This is a genomic window from Sporosarcina sp. P33 (assembly GCF_002077155.1).
Classification (GTDB): domain Bacteria; phylum Bacillota; class Bacilli; order Bacillales_A; family Planococcaceae; genus Sporosarcina.
In genome coordinates this window covers 2820909-2847339 of the sequence record NZ_CP015027.1, presented here as the reverse complement: position 1 = coordinate 2847339, position 26431 = coordinate 2820909, and the positions used below count along the sequence as shown (strand labels likewise).

At 43.2% G+C, this 26431-nt stretch carries 29 protein-coding genes; 9 read left to right on the top strand and 20 right to left on the bottom strand.

What is annotated here, in order from left to right; translation table 11 throughout:
* Positions 1 to 10 precede the first annotated feature (10 nt).
* From SporoP33_RS13870 to SporoP33_RS13850, 5 genes are all read right to left on the bottom strand, one after another.
* Entirely contained in the window at positions 11 to 226 is a 216-nt protein-coding gene (locus SporoP33_RS13870; RefSeq protein ID WP_081244271.1) for an acetyl-CoA carboxylase biotin carboxyl carrier protein subunit, read from the bottom strand.
* Positions 227 to 361: 135 nt separating this feature from the next.
* Positions 362 to 1123, bottom strand: coding sequence for an enoyl-CoA hydratase/isomerase family protein (locus tag SporoP33_RS13865; protein WP_081244270.1), 762 nt, complete (start codon positions 1121 to 1123; stop codon positions 362 to 364).
* A 107-nt stretch (positions 1124 to 1230) separates the two neighbouring features.
* Positions 1231 to 1404 (bottom strand): 50S ribosomal protein L32, encoded by a 174-nt coding sequence (rpmF, locus tag SporoP33_RS13860; RefSeq protein ID WP_029052386.1) that lies wholly within the window; start codon positions 1402 to 1404, stop codon positions 1231 to 1233.
* A gap of 100 nt (positions 1405 to 1504) precedes the next feature.
* A protein-coding gene (locus SporoP33_RS13855; protein ID WP_099662801.1) for an IS3 family transposase occupies positions 1505 to 2670 on the bottom strand; the annotation gives its coding sequence in 2 pieces (ribosomal slippage) (positions 1505 to 2394 and positions 2394 to 2670; 1167 coding nt in all).
* Positions 2671 to 2743: 73 nt separating this feature from the next.
* Positions 2744 to 3256, bottom strand: a complete 513-nt coding sequence (locus SporoP33_RS13850) for a YceD family protein (RefSeq protein WP_081244269.1) — start codon at positions 3254 to 3256, stop codon at positions 2744 to 2746.
* 126 nt (positions 3257 to 3382) lie between these two features.
* Here SporoP33_RS13850 and SporoP33_RS13845 point away from each other — a divergent pair, with 126 nt between their 5' ends.
* Positions 3383 to 4561 carry a nucleotidyltransferase gene (locus SporoP33_RS13845; protein WP_081244268.1) on the top strand — a complete coding sequence of 393 codons (1179 nt, stop codon included), beginning with the start codon at positions 3383 to 3385 and terminating at the stop codon, positions 4559 to 4561.
* A gap of 3 nt (positions 4562 to 4564) precedes the next feature.
* Here the strand turns inward: SporoP33_RS13845 and SporoP33_RS13840 are convergent, their stop codons facing one another.
* Positions 4565 to 5611 carry a SepM family pheromone-processing serine protease gene (locus SporoP33_RS13840; protein WP_081244267.1) on the bottom strand — a complete coding sequence of 349 codons (1047 nt, stop codon included), beginning with the start codon at positions 5609 to 5611 and terminating at the stop codon, positions 4565 to 4567.
* A gap of 128 nt (positions 5612 to 5739) precedes the next feature.
* Between SporoP33_RS13840 and SporoP33_RS13835 the strand changes: the two genes are divergently transcribed.
* Positions 5740 to 6621, top strand: a complete 882-nt coding sequence (locus tag SporoP33_RS13835) for a hypothetical protein (protein WP_081244266.1) — start codon at positions 5740 to 5742, stop codon at positions 6619 to 6621.
* 83 nt (positions 6622 to 6704) lie between these two features.
* On the opposite strand, the gene coaD is transcribed toward SporoP33_RS13835, so the two are convergent.
* From coaD to SporoP33_RS13820, 3 genes are read right to left on the bottom strand one after another with little or no spacing between them, the layout of a single operon-like run.
* Entirely contained in the window at positions 6705 to 7187 is a 483-nt protein-coding gene (coaD, locus tag SporoP33_RS13830) for a pantetheine-phosphate adenylyltransferase (protein WP_081244265.1), read from the bottom strand.
* 1 nt (position 7188) lies between these two features.
* Positions 7189 to 7746 (bottom strand): 16S rRNA (guanine(966)-N(2))-methyltransferase RsmD, encoded by a 558-nt coding sequence (gene rsmD / locus SporoP33_RS13825; RefSeq protein WP_081244264.1) that lies wholly within the window; start codon positions 7744 to 7746, stop codon positions 7189 to 7191.
* Positions 7743 to 9185 (bottom strand): hypothetical protein, encoded by a 1443-nt coding sequence (locus tag SporoP33_RS13820; protein ID WP_081244263.1) that lies wholly within the window; start codon positions 9183 to 9185, stop codon positions 7743 to 7745. The genes rsmD and SporoP33_RS13820 overlap by 4 nt, the downstream gene beginning before the upstream one ends.
* Before the next feature lie 71 nt (positions 9186 to 9256).
* Here SporoP33_RS13820 and SporoP33_RS13815 point away from each other — a divergent pair, with 71 nt between their 5' ends.
* Positions 9257 to 9652, top strand: coding sequence for a DUF7147 family protein (locus tag SporoP33_RS13815; protein ID WP_081244262.1), 396 nt, complete (start codon positions 9257 to 9259; stop codon positions 9650 to 9652).
* 12 nt (positions 9653 to 9664) lie between these two features.
* On the opposite strand, the gene SporoP33_RS13810 is transcribed toward SporoP33_RS13815, so the two are convergent.
* Positions 9665 to 9937 (bottom strand): YlbG family protein, encoded by a 273-nt coding sequence (locus SporoP33_RS13810; RefSeq protein ID WP_081244261.1) that lies wholly within the window; start codon positions 9935 to 9937, stop codon positions 9665 to 9667.
* A gap of 284 nt (positions 9938 to 10221) precedes the next feature.
* On the opposite strand from SporoP33_RS13810, the gene SporoP33_RS13805 reads away from it, so the two are divergent.
* Complete coding sequence (locus SporoP33_RS13805) at positions 10222 to 11091, top strand: glycerophosphodiester phosphodiesterase (RefSeq protein ID WP_081244260.1); 870 nt, start codon at positions 10222 to 10224, stop codon at positions 11089 to 11091.
* A gap of 35 nt (positions 11092 to 11126) precedes the next feature.
* Here the strand turns inward: SporoP33_RS13805 and SporoP33_RS13800 are convergent, their stop codons facing one another.
* Both SporoP33_RS13800 and SporoP33_RS13795 read right to left on the bottom strand, forming a co-directional pair.
* Positions 11127 to 11570, bottom strand: coding sequence for a YlbF/YmcA family competence regulator (locus SporoP33_RS13800; protein WP_081244259.1), 444 nt, complete (start codon positions 11568 to 11570; stop codon positions 11127 to 11129).
* Positions 11571 to 11629: 59 nt separating this feature from the next.
* Positions 11630 to 13051: a Mur ligase family protein gene (locus SporoP33_RS13795; RefSeq protein ID WP_196796806.1), complete on the bottom strand. Its 1422-nt coding sequence runs from the start codon at positions 13049 to 13051 to the stop codon at positions 11630 to 11632.
* A 111-nt stretch (positions 13052 to 13162) separates the two neighbouring features.
* On the opposite strand from SporoP33_RS13795, the gene SporoP33_RS13790 reads away from it, so the two are divergent.
* Positions 13163 to 13894 carry an amino acid kinase family protein gene (locus SporoP33_RS13790; RefSeq protein WP_081244257.1) on the top strand — a complete coding sequence of 244 codons (732 nt, stop codon included), beginning with the start codon at positions 13163 to 13165 and terminating at the stop codon, positions 13892 to 13894.
* Here SporoP33_RS13790 and SporoP33_RS13785 read toward each other — a convergent pair.
* Positions 13891 to 14970: a CAP domain-containing protein gene (locus SporoP33_RS13785; protein WP_196796805.1), complete on the bottom strand. Its 1080-nt coding sequence runs from the start codon at positions 14968 to 14970 to the stop codon at positions 13891 to 13893. The genes SporoP33_RS13790 and SporoP33_RS13785 overlap by 4 nt on opposite strands.
* A 271-nt stretch (positions 14971 to 15241) precedes the next feature.
* Between SporoP33_RS13785 and SporoP33_RS13780 the strand changes: the two genes are divergently transcribed.
* The 3 genes from SporoP33_RS13780 (at position 15242) to SporoP33_RS13770 (ending at position 18067) form a co-directional block, all read left to right on the top strand.
* The gene (locus SporoP33_RS13780; RefSeq protein ID WP_081244255.1) at positions 15242 to 15601 is read left to right on the top strand and encodes a YugN family protein; all 360 of its coding nucleotides are present in this window, start codon (positions 15242 to 15244) and stop codon (positions 15599 to 15601) included.
* A gap of 103 nt (positions 15602 to 15704) precedes the next feature.
* Positions 15705 to 16760: a sporulation integral membrane protein YtvI gene (gene ytvI / locus SporoP33_RS13775; RefSeq protein WP_081244254.1), complete on the top strand. Its 1056-nt coding sequence runs from the start codon at positions 15705 to 15707 to the stop codon at positions 16758 to 16760.
* 141 nt (positions 16761 to 16901) lie between these two features.
* Positions 16902 to 18067, top strand: a protein-coding gene (locus tag SporoP33_RS13770) for an IS3 family transposase (protein WP_099662801.1) whose coding sequence is annotated in 2 segments (ribosomal slippage) — positions 16902 to 17178 and positions 17178 to 18067 — 1167 coding nt in all. Because the reading frame shifts where the segments join, the coding sequence is not laid out codon by codon here.
* 325 nt (positions 18068 to 18392) lie between these two features.
* Here SporoP33_RS13770 and SporoP33_RS13765 read toward each other — a convergent pair.
* The 7 genes from SporoP33_RS13765 to cyoE all read right to left on the bottom strand — a co-directional run bounded on the left by SporoP33_RS13765 (position 18393) and on the right by cyoE (position 25012).
* Positions 18393 to 18854 carry a DUF420 domain-containing protein gene (locus SporoP33_RS13765; protein WP_081244253.1) on the bottom strand — a complete coding sequence of 154 codons (462 nt, stop codon included), beginning with the start codon at positions 18852 to 18854 and terminating at the stop codon, positions 18393 to 18395.
* Between the two features lie 27 nt (positions 18855 to 18881).
* Positions 18882 to 19805: a cytochrome c oxidase assembly factor CtaG gene (gene ctaG / locus SporoP33_RS13760; RefSeq protein WP_081244252.1), complete on the bottom strand. Its 924-nt coding sequence runs from the start codon at positions 19803 to 19805 to the stop codon at positions 18882 to 18884.
* Between the two features lie 233 nt (positions 19806 to 20038).
* On the bottom strand, positions 20039 to 20386 hold the full coding sequence (locus tag SporoP33_RS13755; protein WP_081244251.1) for a cytochrome C oxidase subunit IV family protein: 348 nt from the start codon (positions 20384 to 20386) through the stop codon (positions 20039 to 20041).
* Position 20387: 1 nt separating this feature from the next.
* Complete coding sequence (locus SporoP33_RS13750) at positions 20388 to 21014, bottom strand: cytochrome (ubi)quinol oxidase subunit III (RefSeq protein WP_081244250.1); 627 nt, start codon at positions 21012 to 21014, stop codon at positions 20388 to 20390.
* On the bottom strand, positions 21014 to 22891 hold the full coding sequence (locus tag SporoP33_RS13745) for a cytochrome c oxidase subunit I (RefSeq protein WP_081244249.1): 1878 nt from the start codon (positions 22889 to 22891) through the stop codon (positions 21014 to 21016). The genes SporoP33_RS13750 and SporoP33_RS13745 overlap by 1 nt, the downstream gene beginning before the upstream one ends.
* 33 nt (positions 22892 to 22924) lie before the next feature.
* Positions 22925 to 23992, bottom strand: a complete 1068-nt coding sequence (gene coxB, locus SporoP33_RS13740) for a cytochrome c oxidase subunit II (RefSeq protein WP_081244248.1) — start codon at positions 23990 to 23992, stop codon at positions 22925 to 22927.
* Between the two features lie 102 nt (positions 23993 to 24094).
* Positions 24095 to 25012 carry a heme o synthase gene (gene cyoE / locus SporoP33_RS13735; protein ID WP_081244247.1) on the bottom strand — a complete coding sequence of 306 codons (918 nt, stop codon included), beginning with the start codon at positions 25010 to 25012 and terminating at the stop codon, positions 24095 to 24097.
* A gap of 410 nt (positions 25013 to 25422) precedes the next feature.
* On the opposite strand from cyoE, the gene SporoP33_RS13730 reads away from it, so the two are divergent.
* Positions 25423 to 26334, top strand: a complete 912-nt coding sequence (locus SporoP33_RS13730; RefSeq protein ID WP_081244246.1) for a COX15/CtaA family protein — start codon at positions 25423 to 25425, stop codon at positions 26332 to 26334.
* Positions 26335 to 26431 lie beyond the last annotated feature (97 nt).

Genomic DNA, 26431 nt, shown 5'->3' with positions numbered 1-26431 from the left:
CCGCCTTCCCTTACGATTGAATTGTGACCAACACGTCTTCTTCGTCTACAAAATCACCTTCAGCACCGTGGATTTTACTGACTGTCCCGTCCATTTCCGCTTCCAACGGAATTTCCATTTTCATAGATTCCAAAATAATGACGACTTGTCCCTTTGTCACAGCGTCTCCTTCTTTTACTTCAATCGAAAAAATTGTACCTGCCATGGATGCTTTTACTTCTTGCATACAATCACTCCCCGTAGTCTATTTGCGTACAGTTGATGCAAAGAACTTCTTACAATAAGTGTATCGCATCTATGAAACCGTTTACAAGCAGAAACTAAGCAATCCCGACAGTATATGTCTGCCGGGGGAGGAACTTTACTTGCTTTTTGTTAAGAATCGCTGAACCGCTTCGTGGTGGGCATCGCTTTCCCACAGCACTGAACAGACGCGGGCTTCTTCCTGCATTGCCAGCTTCAGATCACCGGACTTCCACTTTCTTACGGCAATGTTTTTATAGGCACGGTGTACATTTCTGTGCACTTTCAGCTTCGGCGCTAAAAATTGATCGAGTGCTGTCTGCACATCCCCTTCAAACACTTCAGTAGCCCATCCAAGCTGCTCCAGCTGTTCTGCCGAATGAACGCTCGCTCTGCTCGTAAACTGCAGCATGCGGTCATGAGGGCCATTCTTTTCGAACAGCAGCGATGCGCCTCCCCAGCCAGACGTTATAGCTAATGTTCCCTGAATAAATCCTGCTTTGGCATGTGAAGCGACAAGACGGTAATCACAGGCTGTTGCCAGTTCACAGCCGCCGCCGACAGCCGCCCCGTTGACCAGCGCAATCGTCGGCATCGGCAATGTCGCGATACGGTATAAAATATTCGCTCCTCTGCTTAACATAGGCCACGCATCATCCGCTGTCTGAAAACCATGAAAATCCCCAAGATCTCCTCCTGAACAAAATGCCAGTTCACCTTCCCCTGTGATGACAGCAAACGAAACTTCAGGATCATCCTCTATTTGATCTAAAAATAATTCAAGTCCTTCCATCACATCATAATTCACTGCATTACGCATGTCCGGACGGTTAATTGTAAAATACGCAATTGACTGACTGATTTCTATCGTGTAAGACATATGACTTCCCCCTTTTTTATCTAGCATACCATTTTTACACAAAACAAAAAAGACTGCCTTGAGCCATGGTCTCAAGACAGTCTTCCGTTCGTTGCGCTAAATCTAAATTATTCGCCTACAACGTCTTTTCCTTTGTAGTGTCCGCATGATTTGCAAACGTGGTGTGCCAATTTCATTTCGCCACAGTTGTCGCAAGTAGTCATACCTGGCGCTTCAATTTTGAAATGAGTTCGACGCATATTTTTCTTCGTTTTAGAAGTTCTTCTCTTTGGTACTGCCATTGGGGGGCACCTCCTTATAAGGGTTTACTCTTTATCGGTTTCAAAAAAATTAGCCAATTAGACTGACCTAGCGATATGAGACACATATAAAACACCATGATTAGGCTGCTTTGACACCATATTTTATCGGTGTCAGGTAGCCTAATTTTTCTTGGATACGTTCTTCATTATAATAATTTAAATAGGCAATTACTCGTTCAACTACAATATTATTGCGTAATGAATTAAATTTAACGTATTGAAATTCTTCAGATTTCAGACTCGAATGAAATGATTCAATCACCGCATTGTCCCAACAGTTTCCTCGACGTGACATGCTGCCGATCAGGTCGTTATCCTTGATATAGGCTTGATACGCGTATGACGTATACACACTCCCTTGATCCGAATGTATAATCACTCCTGTGGGGTGGTTTCTCGCAGCTAGTGCCGCCTTTAATGTGTCAATTACGAGTGGTGTCTGTTGATGGTCGTATAATTTGTAAGCAACAATTTCATTATTGTATAAATCCATAATGGTTGAAAGATATTTTGTCGTACTACCATACTGGATATAGGTGATGTCGGTTACCCACTTCTGATTCGGTTCACTAGCTGTGAAATTACGTTTAAGAAGATCTGGGGCAATTATGATACTTTCCCCTTGAGATTTCCACTTTCGTTTAGGCTTGATACGACACTGTAAGTTATGCTTTTGCATGAGGCGTTGAACCGTATTGCGATTCAATTCTATGTTGTATTCCTGCTTTAGAAATGCTTTGATTTTTCTATGTCCATTCCGATATTTAGTGCGTTTACACAATTCTATAATAGCCTCCTCTTCCACTGAAAGAGACTTATCCGTTTCCTCCAGACGCCACCTATAGTAGGTAGCTCGTGGTACTCCTAATGCGGATAAAATGGCTGTTATTGTATACTTCTTTTTTAGTTTTTCCACAATCTGCAGAACTATTTCTTTCTCAATCTCCTTTCGATCTCCATGTACTTTTTTAGAATCTCATTCTCCATTTTTAAATGAGACATCTGTCGTTCTTTCTTGTCCGCTTCACTCGAAAGTTCTGGCCCATGACCGAAGGTATATTGTTTACCTATCGGTTGATCAAAACGATATATTTCATTTGCACGATACCATCTCATCCAGGTTTCAATCTGGGATTTATTTTTGACTCCGTGCTTCTCCATAATTTCTTTAGTTGTTAATTCCCCACTCAATTTATCTTTGACAACTGCCCATTTTACTTCGCTTGAATATACGTTTTTGCCCACGCAAAAACACCTCCGTTGTAAGTACTTTTTACAAGTGTACCACTTCGAAGGTGTTTTATATTGTCTCAAAAATTTAGGTTAGCCCAAATCCCGCTAATCGAGGATCCACTTTTTCTTCTGCATCTTGACGCTGCGCTTCCAATTCTTCATCGGTTGTATAGGACCAGCCTTTACCTTCGACCTGTTGCATTTCATCTGCATTTTCGCAGAATACTTGCAGCGGGATCTCCAGCAAAATCAGTTCTTCTAATACAGGCGTAAAATCAATTGTTTCCCCTTCTACCGGATGAATTTCATCATCCGTCAGAAGCGTCTCTTCGTCCCAGCTGAATTGCTCAACTGATTCAATAGAGAATGGATAATTGACGTCTTCCCACGTACGTGCACAAGGCAAAATCATTGAACCTTCTAGCCGAAGCTGGCATGTTAATTTTTTCTCACCAATTATACATGTTCCGCTTACTCGAACAGGCTGAATTGCCCTAATTTCTTCATTCCGATTTTTCACGGAATCTAAATTTACTGCTTCGTCAAACAGTAGCGGGCCTTGCCTATGTTTCCGTAATTGATGAATGGACCATTTCATGTCTATCACCTCAAGACAACAATGTTGATTATAGTATTTAAAATAAAGGATGTCAAGATATTTTCTTGTCACCCTAATAAGTTTAACGTTATAATTCATTATACGCAAGTACAGAGGAGGATTTCATTGATAGCTACTGGTATTGTCGTCGAATATAATCCTTTCCATAACGGCCATCTCTTTCATCTGAATGAAGCGAAAAAGCAGACTGGCGCGGATGTCATTATTGCCGTCATGAGCGGTCATTTCTTGCAGCGCGGCGAACCGGCAATTGTCGATAAATGGACACGCACCCGTATGGCGCTGGCCGGCGGAGCCGATCTCGTCATCGAATTGCCGTATGCTTTTTCTGCAGCCCATGCCCCGCTTTTCGCAAAAGGTGCTGCAGAGATTCTCGATGCACTTCACTGCAGCAGCGTTTGCTTCGGCAGTGAAGAAGGCGCGATCGAACCATTCACCAACAGCCTGGAATTGATGGACACAAACAAGACACTCTATGAACAAACAATAAAGAATGCCATGCAGGAAGGAATCAGTTATCCGAATGCATTGCGGATTGCGTATGATGAAATCTCGCATAACGCAAACGGACCGCTGGCTGATTTATCCGAACCGAATAATATTTTAGGTTTTCATTATATGCGGGCTATCAGCGAAATACAGTCCGGCATGAAACCGGTGACGATTGAAAGGACCGGCACACATTACCATGACGCTGCGCTGCCTGCGGGTTCCATTGCAAGCGCCACGGGCATACGAAAAGAAATCTTTACAGGCAATTCAGCGCAAGTAGAGCCGTTCATGCCTGAGGCTTCATATCAATTACTGACCGGACAGCCGCAGATGAGCTGGAATCACTTCTATCCGCTTCTGCGTTACACTATCCTCCGGGAAGGACCCGAGCGTCTGGCAGACATAGCGGATGTAACAGAAGGCATCGAATATTCTTTCTGCCGCTCCGCCAGGGAACATACTGCGTTTTTAGGGTTCATGCAATCTGTGAAATCCAAGCGCTATACTTGGACAAGAATTCAGCGCATGCTTGTTCATATCCTGACAGGCTATCGGAAGTCTGACCGTGCGCAGATCACCCGCCCGTCTTATTTACGGCTTCTTGGCATGTCGGCAACAGGAAGAACCTATCTGCGGACGGTCAAAAAACAGTTGCCGCTGCCTGTAATCAGCCGTGCTGCTTCCCATACCGATCACTCACTTTTGATGGATATTAAAAGTACAGATATTTACATGTTCGGCGCGCACAGAGCACCGGGGCTTGATTATCAGACGCCGCCCATTTTGATGTAAGTGTTATTTTTCTTCCAGCTTTTCAAGATAACGCAGCGCATCGTCAATCGTTTTAACCGGCACTATTTTCATTTTCGTGCCAATCTTTTCTGCAGTTGCTTTCGCTTCTTCGTAATTGGACTGTAACTGCGGATTTTTCTTTTTGACTTCTTCAGGCAATTCGTCGTCAGGAGCGAAAAATATTTCAATGTCCTGGCGGTCTGCAGCAATGACCTTGAAGTCTATCCCGCCGATTCGTCCCACCGATCCGTCTTCATGCATCTCACCAGTTCCTGCGATATGATAACCTTTCGTTAAATCAGCATCGACAAGACGATTCATCAATTCAAGTGTAAACATAAGGCCCGCTGAAGGCCCTCCGATATCTTCGGTACGAATATCCACTTCGGGTTCTGTTTCAAGCGTAATCTGTTCTTCAAACTCGATGCCAATTCCTGCACGGCCATGCGTACCGGGAAGCTCTGCTAATTTAACCGGAATCTGCAGGGTCTCTTTTCCGCGCTTTACATTCAAATCCACTTGCTGCCCCTTCGACATATTGCTGAATGCGTCGATAAATTCTTCTGCAGAAGTAAACTGCCGATTATTAATCGATTGAATGACATCTCCTACCCTGAGCTTTCCGGCAGATGCTCCCTCCGGCAATACACCAGCTACAAAAACGCCTGTGAACTTTCTGTCAATCGGCAGTCCTGCCTTTTCAAATGCGACAGAAATAGCATGTATTTTGGAATCTGTCATTAATTTCTTTTGACGCACTCCATATTCTTCATCACTTTCCCCGTGTCTTCTGACATTTGCAGCCGGCAATAATTTCATTTTCCCGGAGACATGCGACCAGGCGTAGGTGAGCGGTGTCGCTTTGCCAATCGCGATCGTCATCAAACTGAACGTTCCCCGATCATCCGTATCTCCTCCTGACACTTCTACGAGCGGTGCTAAATCGTATGCGCCACCCGGTCTGGAAATATACATATCTAACGGATAAAGTGCCAGAAGCGCCACTGCAATAAGGAGTGCAGCCGCTATCCCCCACTTGCGCATTTTCATAAAAGCTCACCTCCATTAATAGCCTGTACGAATCCAACATATATATTACGGTAGATTTCATTGTAGTTCAAAAATTAGAAAGGAGTGCGACAGATGCTTATCGATTTTCTATCCTGCCGTATAAGACTATGAGTAATGTACTCTTCATCTGGGCACTGATTATTTTATTCATTCTGCAGCCCGATGTCGCGCATGAAGGAGCTGTGACAGGTGCGCAGCTGTTTACCCACGCGCTGCTTCCTTATTTACTGCCGTATATTATTTTAACGCAGTGGCTGTTAAAAATGCCTGGAAAAAGAGCCTCCAGCCAGTGGAGTCGTTACATAAAAGCGTATGTGCTCGGTTCATTCGGCGGATTTCCTGTAGGTGCCGTCACTGTCAGTGAGATGAAGAAAAACGGAGAAATTACAGCGGCCGAAAGCAGTCTGCTTGTCGCCTCCTGCCATGCACCCGGCCCGATGTTCATTATTGGCTTCGTTGGCAGCGAATTATTCGGCAGCACCGCAAGCGGATGGAAGCTGCTCCTTGCGATACATCTGGCCAATATTGTATTTTTCTTGCTGGCCATGTCGATAGCAGGGAAACGGAACCAGTATCCGGCACCCGCCGCTGTTCCAGTGCAGCATACAACGTCACCGCTGCTGCGCTCCATCAAAGACAGCTCGTCCGTCATTTTACTCGTAGCAACGACCGTTATCTTTTTTTCTTCGCTGGGTAATGTACTGTCTCATTCCATCTCTGCATTGTTCCCCGTGGATATGGAGGTTACCAAAACGCTATTGCTCGCGCTATTTGAAATGACTTCCGGCGTCCAGTCGGCCACTGAGCATTTTAACGGAGAAGCGATTTATCCAATGCTGATTGCCGCCATCCTTTCAATCAACGGCCTGAGCATCCACATGCAAGTCATGACCATCGCTAAAAGCGCCGGCATACGGATATTCCCTTATATCATTGCACGGGCATGGAACACATTACTCGTCCCTGTGTTGTTCATGTGGATTTATTGACTGCGCATCGTAGTGTGTAAAAAAAGTGGTTATGATGATTCACTCATCATAACCACTTTTACACATAATGTTTCAGCTTACTTTCAATTATTGAACTTTTCCTTGAGCGCTTTGTTGACATGCGGGGGCACAAGTGTGGAGACATCTCCGCCGTATCGTGCAACTTCCTTCACGATACTCGAACTGAGGAATGAATATTGACTTTTTGTCATGACGAAAAACGTTTCAATGCTTTCATCCAGCACCCGGTTCATCGAAGTGATTTGCATTTCGTACTCAAAGTCCGATATTGCGCGTAATCCGCGCACAATAACAGAAGCATTGATCTCATGCGCATAATCAATCAACAGGCCTGCGGATGTATCAATCGTGACATTGCCATATTGGGATGTTACTTCATGAATAAGGGCGATTCGTTCTTCCACTGTGAACAACGGCTGCTTCGACGAGTTATTCATGACCGCGACGTGCACTTCCGGGAATGTTTTCGCAGCCCTTTGGATGATATCCAGATGACCGTTCGTTACGGGATCGAAACTTCCCGGTACAATTGCAATTTTCGACATGCTAGTAGCCTCTTTTCTCGTAAATCGTAATAGCAGTACTTCCATAAACTGCAGAAGTAATTTGGATATATGTATCGTACTGTTCAGGCAATGCTGTATTTTTATCATGTTCACACACGATGGTTGCATCATCCGCCAATAGTTCTTGCATGATCACTTCTTTTATTACATCATAATATTCGACTGCTGCATAGGGAGGATCTACAAACAGCAGATCTATACGGATGTTTTTCTGTTTTAAGACCATGGCAGCCTGACGGGCATCTCTTTTTTCAATATGCAGAAGTTCCTGCATTCTGCATTTCTCTGCGTTTGCTTTAATGACGGCACAGGCTTTCGGATTTTTTTCAAACACAATTGCCTGCTCCATTCCTCTTGACAGTGCTTCAATGGCAATGGAACCGCTGCCGCCAAACAGCTCAACAACTGTTCCCCCATCGAAATACGGACCAATTTTATTGAATAGTGATTCCTTTACTTTGTCTGAAGTGGGACGTGTAGAAGTGCCAGGCAAGGATTTTAATGGCGTTCCTTTTCTCGAACCGGAAATGACTCTCACTCTTTTTCCATCTCCTTTATCAAATTTTCAATCTGTTCGATAGAAATGGTCTTTTCTGACTTTTCGATCAGCACCAAAAAGATGCGGCGCAACCAATTTTCATCAAAATATAATTCCTTGTTAATATAAGTATGAGGCTTTTCCAGATAATCGAATTTTCGGTCATTCATGACGTAGAACGGCTCCAATTTAGAAAAGCGATACTTGCGATTTGGACTTTCAATGTAGATAGACTGTTCATTAGAACGGATTGCATAGCCCATTTTTGACAATAACTCAGCTGCAGGATAAAAGCTCTTTCCGTCTTGTACGACAACCTTTACTGCCGGAACTTCTTTCCCATCCAAAAGAACTGTACGAGGGTCAAGTAACAGGAACGGATAGTTAAGCTGCTGCTCATGCATAGTTTTTTGGAAATATTGTGTATCGAACGCCATTACATCCGCCAGCAATTGATCCATCCTTGAAGCGGACAGTTCTTTGCCTATCTGTTCATGCACATTTTGCCGGAATGATTGATACTGTTCTTCGGAAAGTGATTCTTTTAACCGGATAAATACACCCTGCTCAGCTTTTGTTCCCACCGGCTCATCACCGAGCAGGGAAGCCAGCATACTATTCATCGACGGCTCGTCCGGCCTCAAAGTGAAGCGCGACTTGACACTCATTTTGGCTGCCTGCTTTACCACCTGAGGCATATTTCCCGTCTTTTCCACAATAATACGCTCTGCATACAGCGGCTGATTGCGCGGCGCCAGAACTACACTTATATGATTTCCGCCGACTCCTTCAAGCATCTTCACCATTTGGTCATTCTGTTTCTTGTCGATCCCTACCCCATACATAGACAATTTATTGGAAGAGTAAGCCAGCGGCACATCTTGCGGCTGCCAGTACAGTTCATTAACGAAGCCGACACCCCGGTAGAGACGATACGTGATGCGCTCTTTGTCTGCTTTTCCTACACGTTCGAGTCCTGTCACCCACATTCCGCCAACATCCTGCTCATCGGTCATGTGAAGTACTGTCGTTAATGGTTTATTATCTTTCAGTAATGCAAACGGCTTTTTAAATAATTTCCGTCCTGTCAGGGGCTGTTTTTTCGGTAATTTATAGATGACGGACTGCTGATCACGCTCCCCTTCTTCAAACGCAACGCCCGACTCATTCAACCGGGAGCACGGCGCGGATTCTTCCTGCTCACAGCCGCGTTCCACACTTCCCTGAGGCCATATAATTTCGTGTCTGTCTTCTGACAGATTATAAAAATGGTGCCGGATGTATAATCCATCTGTCCGATTGATCACTTCGATTTCCTGACGGTACGTCCCCGAGTCAGCGCTTTCACCATCTGCATTTGCCGATTGACTGTAATGCAAATATATGAGGACTCCGTTTACCGCCGCCAAAAGAAATAAAATCCTTACAATAGCTTTCAACGTACAACACCTCATCACATGGTATGATGGATACGAACCATTACTAATCGCCTGAAAGGAAGAGCCTGATTATGATCCAACAACGTTTTATTGAACTGGGAGAAGGATACAGCGACATTTACGAGCTGCTCGAATTAATGTCCACAAATTCCCGCAGAATTTATAAATCTTATATTTTTTCATCAGCACACGGCAGTCATGAACAGTTATCGCTTGCGGTTTCTTTTTCTCCTGCAACAGAAAACAGCCACTATATGCCGATCTATATTTGCAGAGAAGGAATTCGGCACACCGCGGACAAGCCGTCCAAGCGCTATGATTTATTTGTCGAACATGCGGAATCGCTGAATACAATACCTGTTCGGGTGGAAATAAAGCACTCTTCGCAGTTTGCCGAAAAAGAATTATTTTATCAGTATATTATTGGAATCTTGCGGCTGAATCATTTGCTCCCGCCGCTCAATTAATCGGATGAACTATCATAAACCCGTTTTATAATCGTATTCCTTTGCTTTATCCGGCTTTGCATTTTCATATTCTGTACTGACAAATGGACGCTGGGAAGGCAGTACTTTTCTGACAGCGGACAGACGCTCCAATTTGCTGATTGTCGTTTCCACGTCCTCCATATTACAGTAGAGTACAACGTATTTCATTCTCTTGGAAATATAATGAACATGCCCGAATTTACGCAGTGATTTTGCTTGTTTTAAATGATGGAGATAGACAATTATTCCTTGCCGATCAATCATGATTCTCCCCCTCTTTCTTACTCCATACAATACCATAGGTGAGAAAAGTCCTGCAACCTTGCTTTGTAAATGTTTGTCTGAATGCGGGCACTATATGTAAGAACATGAATCTTTGATTGCACACCTTCTCATAATTAGGTTACAATTAGTTAGACATTTATCTGAATTCAGCCGGATGCTCTTTTCGAACTGGCGGCTGAATACAAGTATTTTCCGGTCCGCTGAAGTTCAAACAGCCGCGGATTGAAAAAGCGAAAAAGAGTTATTTATAAGGAGGTTTTAGATTGGGAAGGAAAACAAAGGTTGCACTAACTGTCGGAGCTGCCGGAGTGGCTGCATGGGCAGCATCAAAAGTAGTAACGAAACAACAGCCCCGCGACGAAAAGAAAGCGCTTCAATTTACTGAAACGGCTGTACTGACAGATGCGCAATTTCCCCTGGAGAGCGATGTCCATCCGCTGACTGCTTTTACAAAAGCAGCTGATTTAGGCGTACATGGATTCACTGTGGATGTGCAGCTTACGAAGGACGAAGAAATTATTTTAGTGCCGGCCCGGGAACTCTTGCCTTCCGATGAAATCGCCGACTATACTTTTGCTGAAATGCAAGATGAAACTATTACAGCAAATGAAGGAGATCCCGTACCGCCGCCCAGCTCCATTATCGCTTTGCGTGAACTGTTGGAAAAATTCCCGCAGCTGCTGTTTGTTGTTTCCATGAATGATTCACCAGATTCTTACGAAGGCAGTCTGATCCCTTCCAAGCTGTGGCATTTGCTGAATGAAATGGATGCGACGGAGCGTGTAGTCGTGACCAGTTCGTATGACGAACAAATAGACCGCTTCAATCTGTATGCACAAAATTCCGTCGCTCTAGGAGCAGGCAGTGAGGAAATTAAAAAAGCATACTTGACTTATACAAGTAAATTTGGCCATCTCTATCGCCCAGCCGCAGATGTCTTTTGTCTACCGGAAAAGCTTGGTGTATTTCCGCTGGCGTCTGAAGGATTTGTCCACTTTTTGCAAGAGCTGAATATTGCGGTGTTCTATGAATTGGATGAAACTTGCGATCTTCCGAAATTGTCCAAGCTTCACGTTGACGGCTTTATTACAAGCCAGCCAAAAGATTTGCTGACATTCTTTAACGAAAACTAAACCCTGCGCGCAGGGTTTAGTTTTCGTTATAATCATTATGCCGAACAAGAACAACTGCCGCCGGAGCCGCAGCCGCCTCCGCAAGAACTGTTCGAGAAAGTTCCGTCACCGGCAGGCACTTTGACTGCATCTGAAACCGATTGTCCGATCATGATGCCGATTTCATCCAGCAATGATTGCACATCATTTTCCGCCAGACGCAATTCCGCCACTTCGTCCTGCAAGTCCAGTTCCCGCTTTTGCAGGCGTATTTCCTTCATAATTACTCTATAATCCGGATGATAGCGTCCAAAACGCTGTACATCTTCATATTGTTCTTTCATTTTGGTAAATTTTATGATCTTTTCACGCAGATCAGCGTTTGAATATACACGGTTGTGTGCGTCTCGATAGGCTTTCACCACTTCAGAACGCAGCAGCATATCGGAAAGTTCTTCCGCCACATCGATGACTCTCATCCACTCGTCTGTCATCATCATAGTTTGCCGCACCTCCTATCTACCCCATCATACCAAAAAACCGGTTCCCCGACTATTCATTAAGATTTCTTGCGCCTTTTATTTTCCGCAGCGAATGCTTTCTTCACTTCTTCCATATCACAAAAGCGGATCGTTTGATTTCCCGACTGCTGTGTCTGTTCATGCCCTTTACCTGCGATAAGGACAATATCTCCGGGCTGCGCTTGCCTGATCGCGTATTGAATCGCATACTGCCGATGCACGAGGATATCTACTGGCGTTGCGAATCCTGTCATGCCGGCAAGGATATCCAAGATAATTTGAGATGGTTCTTCTGTTCTCGGATTATCAGAAGTAAGAATGACACAGGAACTGTAATGAGCCGCTACTGCACCCATTTGCGGGCGTTTTTCACGGTCCCTTTCTCCGCCGCAGCCAAATACCGTAATTACACGTTTGGAACTCGCAGACAGCGCCTCAAGCACGGCTTGCAGTGCATCCGGTGTATGCGCATAGTCTACGTACACTTCGATACCCGCTTCTTCATACTTTTCCAAACGGCCCGTCGGCAAACGAAGACTTGTCAGATGGGGTCGTACGGCCTGCCAAGTATAACCAAGAGCGAACAACGCTCCGACAGCTGCACGGGCGTTCATTTCATTATGCCTGCCGAGGACCGGATAGGTTCCGGGTGGCTGCGGCATCCCGTGAATGTGCTGACTGCTGAAATAAATTGGCGGATCAGCCAGTTCCATGCCAATTGAATGACAAGTTTCATCTTCTTCGTTGATCACCAGCTGGTCAGCCAGCAAAACCAATTTCTTCTTTGCTTCAATATAACGCTGCTTGCCGCCGTGTTCAACGTAATGATCCATCCCGATATTCAAAAATATACCGACAGCCATCGGACAATGGGCCAGCCGGTTTGAAGATAAACCGAGTGATGATGCTTCCAGCACAACATGTGTCACATGCTGATCGGCACATCTGCGCAGAATGGGATGCAGCTGTTCGGCCGGCATGGTCGTCATAGAATTGGCTATAGTTTCTGTCAGCTGGCCGTTGATATAAAGCCCTGTCGTCCCAATCACTGCCGTCTTGCAGCCTAGTTCATTCAGTAATTGACCGATAAAATGACTGACTGTCGTTTTGCCGTTCGTACCTGTAACACCAATCACCGTCAACTCTTCAGCCGGATTTCCTGAAAACCTCGCACTTCCATATGAAATAAATAATGAGCAGTCCGGTACAAGCACCACGGTAATATCATCAGGCACGAGTGAGAGATCTGCATTCGTCCGGTCTACTGCAAGTGTTTTCGCTCCATTAGCTATAGCTTCATCTATAAATGCCATACCATCTTGCACAGATCCCTTCCTTATGACAAATACATAGTCTTTCTTCACTTTTTTAGAGGATTCCGTAATGCCGCTGACTGACTGCCGTATCGAGCCCTGCAGCACAGTGCATGGCCATTCCTTTAGTAACTCAGATAAAAGCAAGGCAACCCGCTCCTTCCCGAACATTTTATTCTTCAGAGAATATAATGAAACGAAGCATAAAGTATTCTATGAAAGGCGTAAGGAGAATGTCACGAAGAAAGTTGGGATACTATGATTATCCAGAAGTTCGGCGGGATTGCGATGCAGAATGAACAGCAGCGGGCAAAGTGCATTCAACATATCCGCCGTGCACTGTCGAAGTACCGCGCCGTAATCGTCGTCGTCTCTGCAATGGGGAGAGGCGGCGATCCCTATTCAACGGATCAGCTGCTGACACTCACCAACTCTTTCTCTAAATCCGGCGAAGCCAGAGATTTGGCAGCTGCATGCGGAGAACTGATTGCTTCTGCTGTATTATCCGCAGAATTAACTACTGAAGGCATAGACAACACAATTATCTATGGACAAAATACAGGCATTCGAACAAAGGGCGCATTTTGTAATGCCACCATCGAAAAAATCAACAGTACACATATTGTCAATACATTGCAGACGCATTCATGCATTATCGTTCCCGGCTTTCAGGGAATGAATACGCAAGGTCAGTTTATGACACTCGGCAGAGGCGGCAGCGATTTAACAGCGATTGCACTGGCTTCATCTTTACAGGCCAGTCATGTGGAGTTTTTTAAGGATGTACCGGGAGTCATGTCAGCCGATCCCCATAAAACATCAGACTATACACGTTTCGACCGGCTGACATTTGACGAGTTTCTTCCATTACTTCAGTGTGAACGTCCTGTTATTCAAGAAAAAGCAGCTGTATATGCAAAAAAAACAGCGATGCCTCTTCATATAAGAGGCATCGCATCGAACGAGGAAGGCACATGGATTCTTCCTTAGTCGTCATCTTCCGATTGATCGGTTTCCGTCCGGGCAACAAATGACTGTGTGTAGTATTTATTGTAAACGCCGACACCGGTATGCGTAAAATTGGGATTCAGCAGGACCTCCCGGTGCTTCGGTGAATTTAGCCAGCCATGAACCGTTTCAATGGAATCGATATAATTAAATGCAGTATTTTCTCCAGCCTTCGCAGGTGGGATGCCGGCCGCTTTTAACCGTTCTGAAAACGGTTCAATAATTTCTTCACCATGCGACCGGTATTTCTGAAAAATCATTTCCTGGCTATGCTTTCTTGAAAGTGCAGCCAGTTTTTCGTCATATGATAAAACCGGCAAGTCACGTTTTTCACGCACCTGATTAGTCACTTCGAATGTCTGTCTTTCCATAGCACGGTCTACCTCCGTCTGAACTGTTGAAGAAGGCTTTGGCGCTTCTATCATTTCGCCAAGATAGGTCATATCATACGGCTGATGTTTGACCAGCGTACTCGGAGTGATGAAGCGGACGCCTCCAAGCACCCCGTCTACTTGATCAATATATAATTGTACGAATAAGTTCTCGTAGGGTATTAGCATACGGTTTTTAATATCATCACTGTTTAATGAAAATGAATAAATATTGTCTTTGATTGTTACGTCAATCTCTGATTCAATTGGTGTAAAACGATGAATTTCCTGCACATTCTGCCCGATGGTAAACGGGGACACATCCGCTGATCTGTCGGCAGTATACAATTGGTTGACCTTTCCTTTTCGCACACCTGCCATAAAACTTGGTTTATCTGTGTATACCCACCATTCGTACTGATAGCTGGATGGCTCCACTCTGGATGGTTTGCCGAATTGCTCTTCCAGTTTTTCGACCTTCTGACCGACAAACACGGACATCCCTTCCGATGGTCTTGGCATACCTTCACCGCCCACTGAGGGGCCCTTTTCAGGCACTGCAATAGGCGAACCATGCTGTACGGGTGATTCCAGCGGTTCATTTACACTCACCTTATCAGTTATAAAATAAAAAATCCCCATGACGATCAATAGCAAAATGAGAATCTTCCAGCCCACTCTCCACATGTAATCTTCCTTTCCGCTCGTTTTATACAGTTCGTATGATTGCACCTTATCTTTTATTGCTGCAAACCATGATGAAACAAATGTATATATCATGATACGTATTTACATACTGGAACTTTCTTTTATTGTACAGAAGACACAGACGCTAGTCACCTATATACACCGTGAAAGAAAGCGTTGACACAATGTTGTCATTGCAAGTAAAATTGATTTGTTTTATGATATAATAGTATACGTATTCGTCAGGATGAACATGGAGGGGGATTTACAGATGTATGTTGAAAATATAGGTCTTAAAGGCCTTGTGGCAGATTTGCGGGTTATGGAAGAAATCATGAATAAGCATAATCTTGAAATCGACGGTCAATGGGACTACGAGCGCGTAACTTTCGACAGAAAGTACGTTGTTAGAGAAGGTACATACTACTTGCGCGTGTTCGGTGAGCTGGTAGAAGGCGACATCGACGGCCGTAAAGCTACTGTTCGTCTGAAGCAGCCTGTTCTGGGCAAGTATTACTATCCATTCGGCGTTGAGTATGGCGAAGAAGAAAACTTCCCGGCAAGCCTGGTTAAAGACTGCGAACTAACATTGAAAGCAGTATATGACGAGTTAAAGCAATATAGTTTGTAATGACAGGAAAAAGCCGAAGAGCGATTGTTCTTCGGCTTTTTCTACTATTACTCCACTAACTTGGTTATAATAAAAACAGTATCTACGTGGAGGACGATTACTCTTGAAATTTCTCACAAAACGAAACATTATGATTACACTCAGCATCATTGTATTACTGCTTATTGTGTTTTTTATTTTACCGGTTTCCATACCTATTATTTTAGCGTTTTTGACAGCTTTATTCATAGATCCTTTAGTAAAATGGGTGGAAAAACGATTTAATTGGAAACGTAAAGTTTCTGTTATTGTGAATTTCATCGTCTTTGTCGGTGTCAGTATATTCTTTCTATTCTACACTGTCACGACGCTGATTGGTAAAATTATTCATTTCACAAAAGAGATTCCGAACTACTTAAACTCTCTTTCAAGTGTGTGGATTAACACGCAAAGTAAATTATTTCAGTACACCGTCGGCATGCCCGATGATATTCTGACTATGCTGGAAAATGAATTTAATGAAATTGTAGAATCCATTCGCGTGTCAATTATTACACTTTTAAGCTATGACCGTATTTTAGCACTCATGTCCGATATTCCAAACTTTCTTGTCAGTTTTATCGTGTTCATGATTGCACTCTTCTTGTTCATGCTAGAGCTGCCGAGCCTGAAAAAGACATTTTATTTTCATCTGACGGAAGCAACCGCTCAAAAAGTTCATTATATGGCGAAAAGATTACGATTTGTTATCTTAGGTTTTGTCAAAGCACAATTGCTTGTCAGCCTGATTGTACTGGTCGTATCGTTTATCGGACTGCTGATGATTATTCCTAAATACGCTGTCGTCATGGCGCTCGTGATCTGGATTATTGATATTATTCCTATACTTGGTTCCATCATCATTCTGGCGCCCTGGTCCATCTATCAGTATATTTCAGGTGATATCGCGATGGGTACAAAATTAGCGATATTAGCAATTATTCTTCTGGTGATCAGACGGACAGTGGAACCGAAAGTAATGGGTTCGCAGATCGGGCTGTCTCCGCTGCCAACGCTAATCGCTATGTTTATCGGATTGAAACTGGTTGGTTTTCTCGGTTTCTTCATCGGGCCTATGATTGTCATCCTGTTTAATACGGCAAGAGAAGCAGGCATCATCAAATTGAATTTCAAAATTTAAAGCGAAAGAGACTGGGACATAATATGAAAAAAGCGTAAAGGAGTTTATTCATCCATGGGCTAACCTAAATTTTTGAGACAATATAAAACACCTTCGAAGTGGTACACTTGTAAAAAGTACTTACAACGGAGGTGTTTTTGCGTGGGCAAAAACGTATATTCAAGCGAAGTAAAATGGGCAGTTGTCAAAGATAAATTGAGTGGGGAATTAACAACTAAAGAAATTATGGAGAAGCACGGAGTCAAAAATAAATCCCAGATTGAAACCTGGATGAGATGGTATCGTGCAAATGAAATATATCGTTTTGATCAACCGATAGGTAAACAATATACCTTCGGTCATGGGCCAGAACTTTCGAGTGAAGCGGACAAGAAAGAACGACAGATGTCTCATTTAAAAATGGAGAATGAGATTCTAAAAAAGTACATGGAGATCGAAAGGAGATTGAGAAAGAAATAGTTCTTCAGATTGTGGAAAAACTAAAAAAGAAGTATACAATAACAGCCATTTTATCCGCATTAGGAGTACCACGAGCTACCTACTATAGGTGGCGTCTGGAGGAAACGGATAAGTCTCTTTCAGTGGAAGAGGAGGCTATTATAGAATTGTGTAAACGCACTAAATATCGGAATGGACATAGAAAAATCAAAGCATTTCTAAAGCAGGAATACAACATAGAATTGAATCGCAATACGGTTCAACGCCTCATGCAAAAGCATAACTTACAGTGTCGTATCAAGCCTAAACGAAAGTGGAAATCTCAAGGGGAAAGTATCATAATTGCCCCAGATCTTCTTAAACGTAATTTCACAGCTAGTGAACCGAATCAGAAGTGGGTAACCGACATCACCTATATCCAGTATGGTAGTACGACAAAATATCTTTCAACCATTATGGATTTATACAATAATGAAATTGTTGCTTACAAATTATACGACCATCAACAGACACCACTCGTAATTGACACGTTAAAGGCGGCACTAGCTGCGAGAAACCACCCCACAGGAGTGATTATACATTCGGATCAAGGGAGTGTGTATACGTCATACGCGTATCAAGCCTATATCAAGGATAACGACCTGATCGGCAGCATGTCACGTCGAGGAAACTGTTGGGACAATGCGGTGATTGAATCATTTCATTCGAGTCTGAAATCTGAAGAATTTCAATACGTTAAATTTAATTCATTACGCAATAATATTGTAGTTGAACGAGTAATTGCCTATTTAAATTATTATAATGAAGAACGTATCCAAGAAAAATTAGGCTACCTGACACCGATAAAATATGGTGTCAAAGCAGCCTAATCATGGTGTTTTATATGTGTCTCATATCGCTAGGTCAGTCTACCATTACGCTTTTTTTATGTCTATTTTTTAATAAATACTTTGCAAAGCATTTGAGTGGACCGGAGCGGAAAAAGGCCGACTCCTGCGGGATTTAGCGCGAATGTTGAGACCCCGCAGGAGCGCCAGCGACGAGGAGGCTCAAGCGCACCCCGCGGAAAGCGTGCCTTTTGGAGCGCAGGGGAACGGACTTTATTTTTAATTTTTTCCCAGCCTCGTATGGCAAAGAAAAAGCTGAAGATCATCCACACGTGCCCTGTGAATAATCTTCAGCCTATAAGCCTTATTAAAAACCAAGGATTGCTTTAAATACAGAAGTGGTTTCGCCGCCTTTATAAAAGACATACAGCAGCAAGTATACAGCGACACCTGTAATAGCGGTGAAAAACCAGATGATACTTGTCACAGGTCCGATTTTTCGATGACGTGACAGGTTGTTCCTAAGGCCGGCAATAATAGTAACGACGCCGAATACGGCACCTGTTGTTGCCAGTACGATATGAAAAATCAAAAATATGGTGTAATAAACTTTCAGCGAATCTGGTCCGCCAAAGGCTGTATTACCGATAAATACTGTTCTGGAAATATAAATAATAAAGAACAGCACAGCGGACACTGCAGCCGCAATCATCGTTTTCTGATGAGCTTCTATTTTCCTTTGACGTATTAACTTCCATCCGACTGCAACCAGGATCGCGGATAATACGATGAAAAATGTACTGACAGTAGGCAGTAAAGGAAGATCCATTGCTCATTAACCCCTTTTTAAAATCTGTTAGCCATGCATCGTTAACTTCTGACGTTTCAGCATGTCCTGCCGTGTAATTTCATCAGCATTGTCTTTTTCATACTTTGCCCAGCTTAAGAAGATACGTCCGATGACTACCACATAAATAAGTTCCTGTATTACTTTCATCAAGATACCGCCTAATTGCTGATCATAGATAGTCGGCATATCCGTAAACAGCTCCGGACCCGAGATTCCCATGCCAGACAGGCCGGCCAGCGTTCCGCTTGGCACACACAATGCCATCGCCTTTAACCACGCTTCACCGCTCTGGTACGTTTCATATACAGGCACGTCTACAAATATAATTAACGAGCAGGCAGGTGTGATGAGTAATGCACTTAAAATCACATAACCGATTTTCTTCAAGCCATGTAACTGCGGCTGTCCTTTAACTGTATTCACAATCGGCCACCAGAGGAAGATAGCGGATAAGAAAAGTGTAATAGTGAAAATTGTATGCAATGGCAAGCTCAATTTAACTACATCCAGAATGAGCGGATAGTGATACATGGAAAACATTAATGTAAATAATAACAAACTTATAAGCGGTTTCGTAAATAACATAAAGATTTTATTGAATATCTTTATGGTCAGCAGCTTTTCCCAAATCCAGTTTGGAATTCCGATAATAAAGAACGGTGCAACCATCAGCAGCAAAATTGCCATTTGAGCCATATGGACAGAGAATAAAATATGTCCCATTAAATCCATAGGGGATCCTTTAACAATATATAGAAGCGCCATAGATGACAGGAAGTATACAGCCTGGCGTTTCGTTAATGGCTCAGATCCTTCAAAACGGCCTCTCCATTTGACCGTGATAAGATAATACAAAACAATCCCCAGCGCAATGGCCAGTAAAAAATAAGGACTCCATAAAGCCCGAAAACCAAAAATACTTAAAGGCAAAACAATCACTCTCCTTTTATGATCAACTCGAGTATCCATATTACACTATGCTTTGCGAGTTGCTGAACAATGTGTGCTCATGATTGCATCACGTTTACAACGCTGTCGAATACTTCACTCTTCTAATTATACGAGCATACAAACCATAACTCAATGTACGAACTTTGACAATTTCATTTCCAGTATAATAATAAAAAGAGCTTATGGACGAATCCATAAGCTCTTTCTATTATTTACCACCAAACGATTGTTACGAATGTAAGCGGGATAAGGAATCCAAGCAATGCACCCGTGAACATAAACATTTGTGGAATGCCATGTCCTTTTTCACTCATATGCATGAAGTAATACAGCTGGAGACCAACTTGTACGATTGCAAAGAGGAATAATGTTGGAATAACAAAGTATTTTGAGAAACCTGCAACATCAGAAATATGGGCAACTACCATCGAGAAAGAGATGAGTGTTAAGAAAATCATCAGAGAAAACATCGCAACTTGACTGCGCATAGCTTCCTTTGCCCGACGTTGTGACAGTGACTGTTCAGCAGGAGATCTTTTAATCATTTGAATTTCAGACATCTTAACCGATCACTCCCATCAAGTAGACTACAGTGAAGATGAATACCCAAACTACGTCAATGAAGTGCCAGTACAATGAAAATGTATAATACTTTGTTGCGTTATACAAATTCAATCCGCGCTTGGAGTTACGGAAGATTAACAATGTAACCCAAACCAAACCAATCGCTACGTGGAATCCGTGTGTTCCAACTAACGTGAAGAAAGAGGAACTGAACGCACTATTGTTGAACGTAAAGCCTTCTTGAACATAGTGAGTGAACTCATAAACTTCTAACATCAAGAACCCAAGTCCTAAAAATGCTGTCAGTGCCAGCCATAGCTGCATCTTTTTAAAGTTATAACTCTTCAGGTGGTACATTGCATACACACTTGTTAAGGAAGAAGTTAAAAGAAGCATTGTCATAACAAATACTAACGGCAATGTATAAAGCTCCTGGGTTGTAAAACCAAAACCGCTTGGACCTTTGTTTTTCAATGCCATATACGTTGCGAACAATGTTGCGAAGAGAATCGTCTCCCCGCCAAGGAAAAGCCAGAAACCAACGAATTTGTTTTTAGCTTCCAAAGTAGCCTTTTCAGGATTAGCAGGCCACGTCTCAGGGGTGAATTTAGTATTCAAATCCATTAGTTACGCCCCCTTTTACTATTCTCTATATCTTGAAGAATTTGCTCTTTCGTTACATAGTATCCCAGATCATCTTTTAATGAACGAGCGGCCATCATAACAAATGTAAATGCAAGACCGAAAACTAATACCGGAAGTCCCCAAGATGTTTCTTGATGGAACATTGCACCGAATCCGGCAATGAATAATCCCAGAGTCATTAACATTGGAATAATCGAACCGTTAGGCATATGAATGTCCGTAATAGGTTCAGCCGGGGTAATCATTTCCTTGCTGCCTTCTGTCTTCTCAATCCAAAGAGTATCCAAACCACGGATTAATGGAGTTGCAGGGAAGTTATAGAAAGGCGGTGGAGATGGAATCGCCCACTCAAGTGTACGTCCGTCGCCCCAAGGGTCATTTCCGACACGCTCGTTTTTAACAGTTGTCATAATGATATTGATTACCATTACTGTAAAACCAACTGCCATTAATAGCGCACCGACTGTACTGATCATATTTGACATATTCCAGCCTTGTCCGTCCATATATGTCCAAACACGGCGTGGCATTCCCCAGAATCCTAACCAGTGCTGAATCAGGAATGTTAAGTGGAAACCGATAAAGAAGAATACAAATGTAATTTTACCTAAACCTTCATGTAACATTGTACCGAACATTTTTGGCCACCAGTAGTGAAGCCCTGCGAAAATAGCCAGTACTACCCCACCTACGATTACGTAGTGGAAGTGAGCAACGATAAAGTAAGAATCGTGTAACTGATAGTCAAGTGGTGCAGCACCTTGCATTACTCCAGTAACCCCACCCATTACGAATGATGGAATGAAACCTAGAGCATACAGCATCGGAGTTGTAACTTTAATGCTGCCGCCCCAAATCGTGAGCAGCCAGTTAAAGATTTTAACACCTGTTGGTACAGCAATCGCCATAGTTGCTACCGCGAAAATTGCGTTCGCTGTCGGTCCAAGACCTACTGTAAACATATGGTGAGCCCATACCATGAAGCCAAGGAAACCGATTAGCACAGTTGCGAATACCATCGCTGTGTAACCGAAAAGACGCTTACGGGCAAATACAGAAAATACTTCAGAGAAAATACCGAATGCCGGTAAGATCAGGATATATACTTCAGGGTGTCCGAAGATCCAGAAAATATGCTCCCAGATAATTGTGTTTCCGCCCATCGTATGATCAAAGAAGTTACCGCTGAACATACGGTCAAATGTTAAGAAGAACAACCCAACAGTCAATGGAGGGAATGCGAATAAAATCATCGCAGACGCTACAAACGTAGTCCAAGTAAACAAAGGCATACGCATATATGTCATCCCTGGTGCACGCATGTTAATGATAGTAACTAGGAAGTTAATCCCCGCCATTAACGTACCGCCACCGGCAATTTGTAAACCGATTGCATAGAAATCAACACCATGACCTGGTGAGTGAAGTGATAAAGATGCGTAGGATGTCCATCCAGCATCTGGAACCTCACCGAATAACCAAGAAATGTTAAGGAACAATCCGCCAAATGCGAACATCCAAAAACCTAATGAGTTAATGAATGGGAACGCGACGTCACGCGCTCCGATTTGAAGCGGCATAATGGCGTTCATAAAACCAAAGAGAATCGGCATTGCTGCCAGGAAAATCATGGTCGTTCCGTGCATTGTAATTAAATCATTGAAAAGCCCTGCGCTTACGAGATCATTGTTCGGCGTGATCAACTGAAGACGGATAATCATCGCTTCAATACCGCCAAGAACGAAGAAGAATAATCCCCCGAGGAGATACAGAATTCCAATCTTCTTATGGTCGACTGTTGTCAGCCAATCCCATAGCGTTGCGCCAAAGCCACTTTTTTGAGCAACTGAACTCACTGTGTTACCTCCTATTCAATTTCCGTTTGAAAATTATTTTTCGACTTTTAAGCCTAATAAGTATTCAGCTAATGCATCCAAGTCTTCATCAGAAATTTGATCTTTACTGAATGAAGGCATCGTATTGCCAGGTTTGTGTTTCTGTGTATCACGAATCCAGTCTTTCAAGTTCTCTTCGTCGTGCTCAAGGAAACCTGCCACTCGGTTACGATCCCCGAACGATGCTAAGTTTGGTCCCTGCGCTCCTGACTCACCAACACCTGAAACTGCGTGACAGCCGATACAGCTTTGAGAGAATACTGCTTCGCCGTCAGCATTTGCAACAACAGGTTCTTCTGCTGTCTTTTGCATTCCTGCGACCCAGTCATCAAACTGATCTCTCGGTAATGTTTTCACTTTGAAGTCCATCAAAGCGTGTGAAGGTCCGCAAAGTTCAGCACATTTTCCGTAGAAAACGCCGTCTTTCAAGCCTTCAGATTCTCTTTCAAATGAGAGATAAAATTTATTCACGTTCTCAACGTTCGTGTCAAGCTTACCTCCGACTGATGGAATCCAGAATGAGTGCTTAACGTCTGCAGCGATTAAGTTGAAATAAACTTTTTCATCTGTCGGTACTACCAGTTCCTGAGCTGTAACAATACCTAGATCAGGATACTCGAACTCCCACCAATACAATTTCGCTGTAACATCAACTACTAAGTTTTCAGCGTTTCCATCCTCATCAACCGCTTCCATTGCTTTTACATCACCTAATTTATAAGTGTAGTAAACCGTAGGAACCGCTAGGATAAGAATTAATACAATCGGAATGAATGTCCAGATCAGCTCAAGTGTGTGACTTCCTTCCACTTGTTCAGGTATATGATCTTCACCCAATTTAGAACGTCTGAAGCGTAATAGTGCAACAGTATAGATTGCCACTACTACAATGATGACTAGTAACATAATTCCTGATGCCAACAGCAGCAAGTTAAACTGATCTTGAGCGACTTGTCCAGCCGGATGGAAGGTTGAAATTTCTTCTTGTCCGCAACCTGCCAGGAACACGGCGAAAACCGCAAGTAATGAAAAGAGACGCCACTTTTTGAGTCCTTTAATCATCGCTAACTAATACCTCTCTTTCTGAAAAAATGATTTTCTGCTATCGAGGACTGAGTGCCTCTGTATGATGAATTCCTGTTTTAAAGAAAGAATTCCGAACCGTCAGATGAATATAGAGAAAATAATCATGGAAACAAACAGGATAGTCATGTAATTCAATGAATATACAAACATCGATGTTGCCCACTTCAAATCTTCTTTGGCCTTAAAACCTTTAAGCGCCAGGTAAAGCCAGCCTACATTCAACAGTGTTGCAAAAACTACAAATCCTGTACCGAGCTGCTGCAATAAGAAAGGAAGAGGAAATAACAAAAGCACCCACATAAGCATGGATTTTTTCGTCCGCTCAAATCCTTTTATTACCGGCAGCATGGGAATGTTCGCCGCCCGATACTCTTCTGTTCTGCGCATGGCCAGCGCATAGAAATGCGGAGGCTGCCAAATAAACATGATTAAAAACAATGCCCACGCTCCCATCGGCAGTGTAGGATCAACCGCTGCCCATCCAATAAGGGGTGGAATTGCTCCTGACAGACTTCCTACTACTGTATTGCTCACGTGTTTGCGTTTAGACCACATGGAATATAACACAACGTAAGCGAATACGCCCAAGATGCCTAGCCAGCCTGCCATGGAAGATGCAGAAAACAGCAGTACTTCTCCTGCAATCATAAATGTTACGGCCAACGTCAGCACAGCGGGAGCTTTAAATCTTCCCGTTACTGTCGGTCTCGACTTCGTTCTTGACATGACAGGGTCAATATCACGGTCAATCAAGTTATTCATAGCACCTGATGATGCGATGATCAACCCAGTGCCCAGAATTGCAAATACCAGAAGATCAAAATTGTGGAGAAAACTTTTGCCAGTGAATTGAAATGCCAAAAAAAGACCGGTGAACGTAGTGATTAAATTGGAATTGACAATACCTATCTTAATCAGCGCCAAAAAGTCTTTCCACAAGGTAATTGTCTCTACTTTTGGATCTGCAACTGTCGAAAGCGTTCGACCGTTTGACATAATAACCCTCCTTTCAAAGTTTTCAGCAAAGACCCTACCACCTACTATATCGAAAATCGTCTGTAATTTCTAGACCATTTCTCAATTTATAGCGGTTTCGTGCAACCTTTGTGTCTTTGTCCTTCACTTTCTATATAGTAATCCATTTACAGGCGGCATTTGTGAAGTTAAAGAGGCTTTTTTATGAACAATTTGTGAAAAGCCCTGCACTATAATGGTTTCTTCCATGCCGCCATTGTGTTTCATGATTTTTTTCGTTATCATAAAGCTTGCAATAGATGCCCTTTATCAACAGAAAACCAGATAATGCAACAAGTTGCTCCAAAATTATTTTTTCTTTGTTTCGGGCAAATTTCAACGTAAATCGATCTCTGTTTGAGATCAATTCAATAGAAGAAGGTGTTTCATACTTGCGATACAACAGATTTTTAAAATGGTTTGCGGTTGCTTCCACGATTGGAATGCTTGCCATCTTGCTCGGAGGGGCATTAGTTACAAAAACAGACAGCGGGATGGGCTGCGGAAGACACTGGCCGGGCTGTAACGGACAGCTGATTCCGGATGAAATTACAGCAGAAGTATTGATTGAATTCTCGCACCGAATCGTAACCGGCGGCGTAGGAATTTTCATTGTGGTACTCGCTGTCTGGTCCTGGAGATCACTGGGGCATGTCAGGGAAACCAAATTCCTTTCATTTATGGCTGTATTCTTCTTAATTCTACAGGCATTGATTGGTGCAGCACAAGTATTATGGGGACAAGGTGATTTCATACTTGCCCTGCATTTCGGCATATCGCTTATTTCTTTTGCCTCTGTCTTCTTACTCACGCTGCTGGTGTTCGAGGTTGACAAGAAATTTGATACAGACAAAATTCGTATAGGCAGATCATTACACTTCCATACGATTGGGGTGACGGTTTATTCATATCTTGTCATCTATACCGGTGCTCTAGTTCGGCATACCAACTCGGGCCTTGTCTGTGCGGACTGGCCATTGTGCCGAAATAACGAGTTCAGTTTGCCAAGGAATATGTACGAATGGGTCCAGATGGGCCACAGGCTGGCTGCAGCACTGATCGTCGTATGGATTGGGTTCATCGCTATTAAAGCTATTAAGCATTACAGTGATCAGCGTGTCATTTACTGGGGCTGGATCGCCGCATTCGCTCTTGTGCTGGCACAGGCAGCTACTGGGATGATTGTCGTACTGACAAAATTGAATTTGTATATAGCTTTATTGCATTCACTGTTCGTCACCTTATTATTCGGTTTATTGACTTACCTGGTTCTTCTTGTCTCACGGAGCCGCACAAAGAAATAACTAAAAGCGTGCAGAAGCTGTTAAACAGCAACTGCACGCTTTTAGTATACATAAGTACAGAAAAACAGCTCCCGCAGGTATATGAACCTGCAGGAGC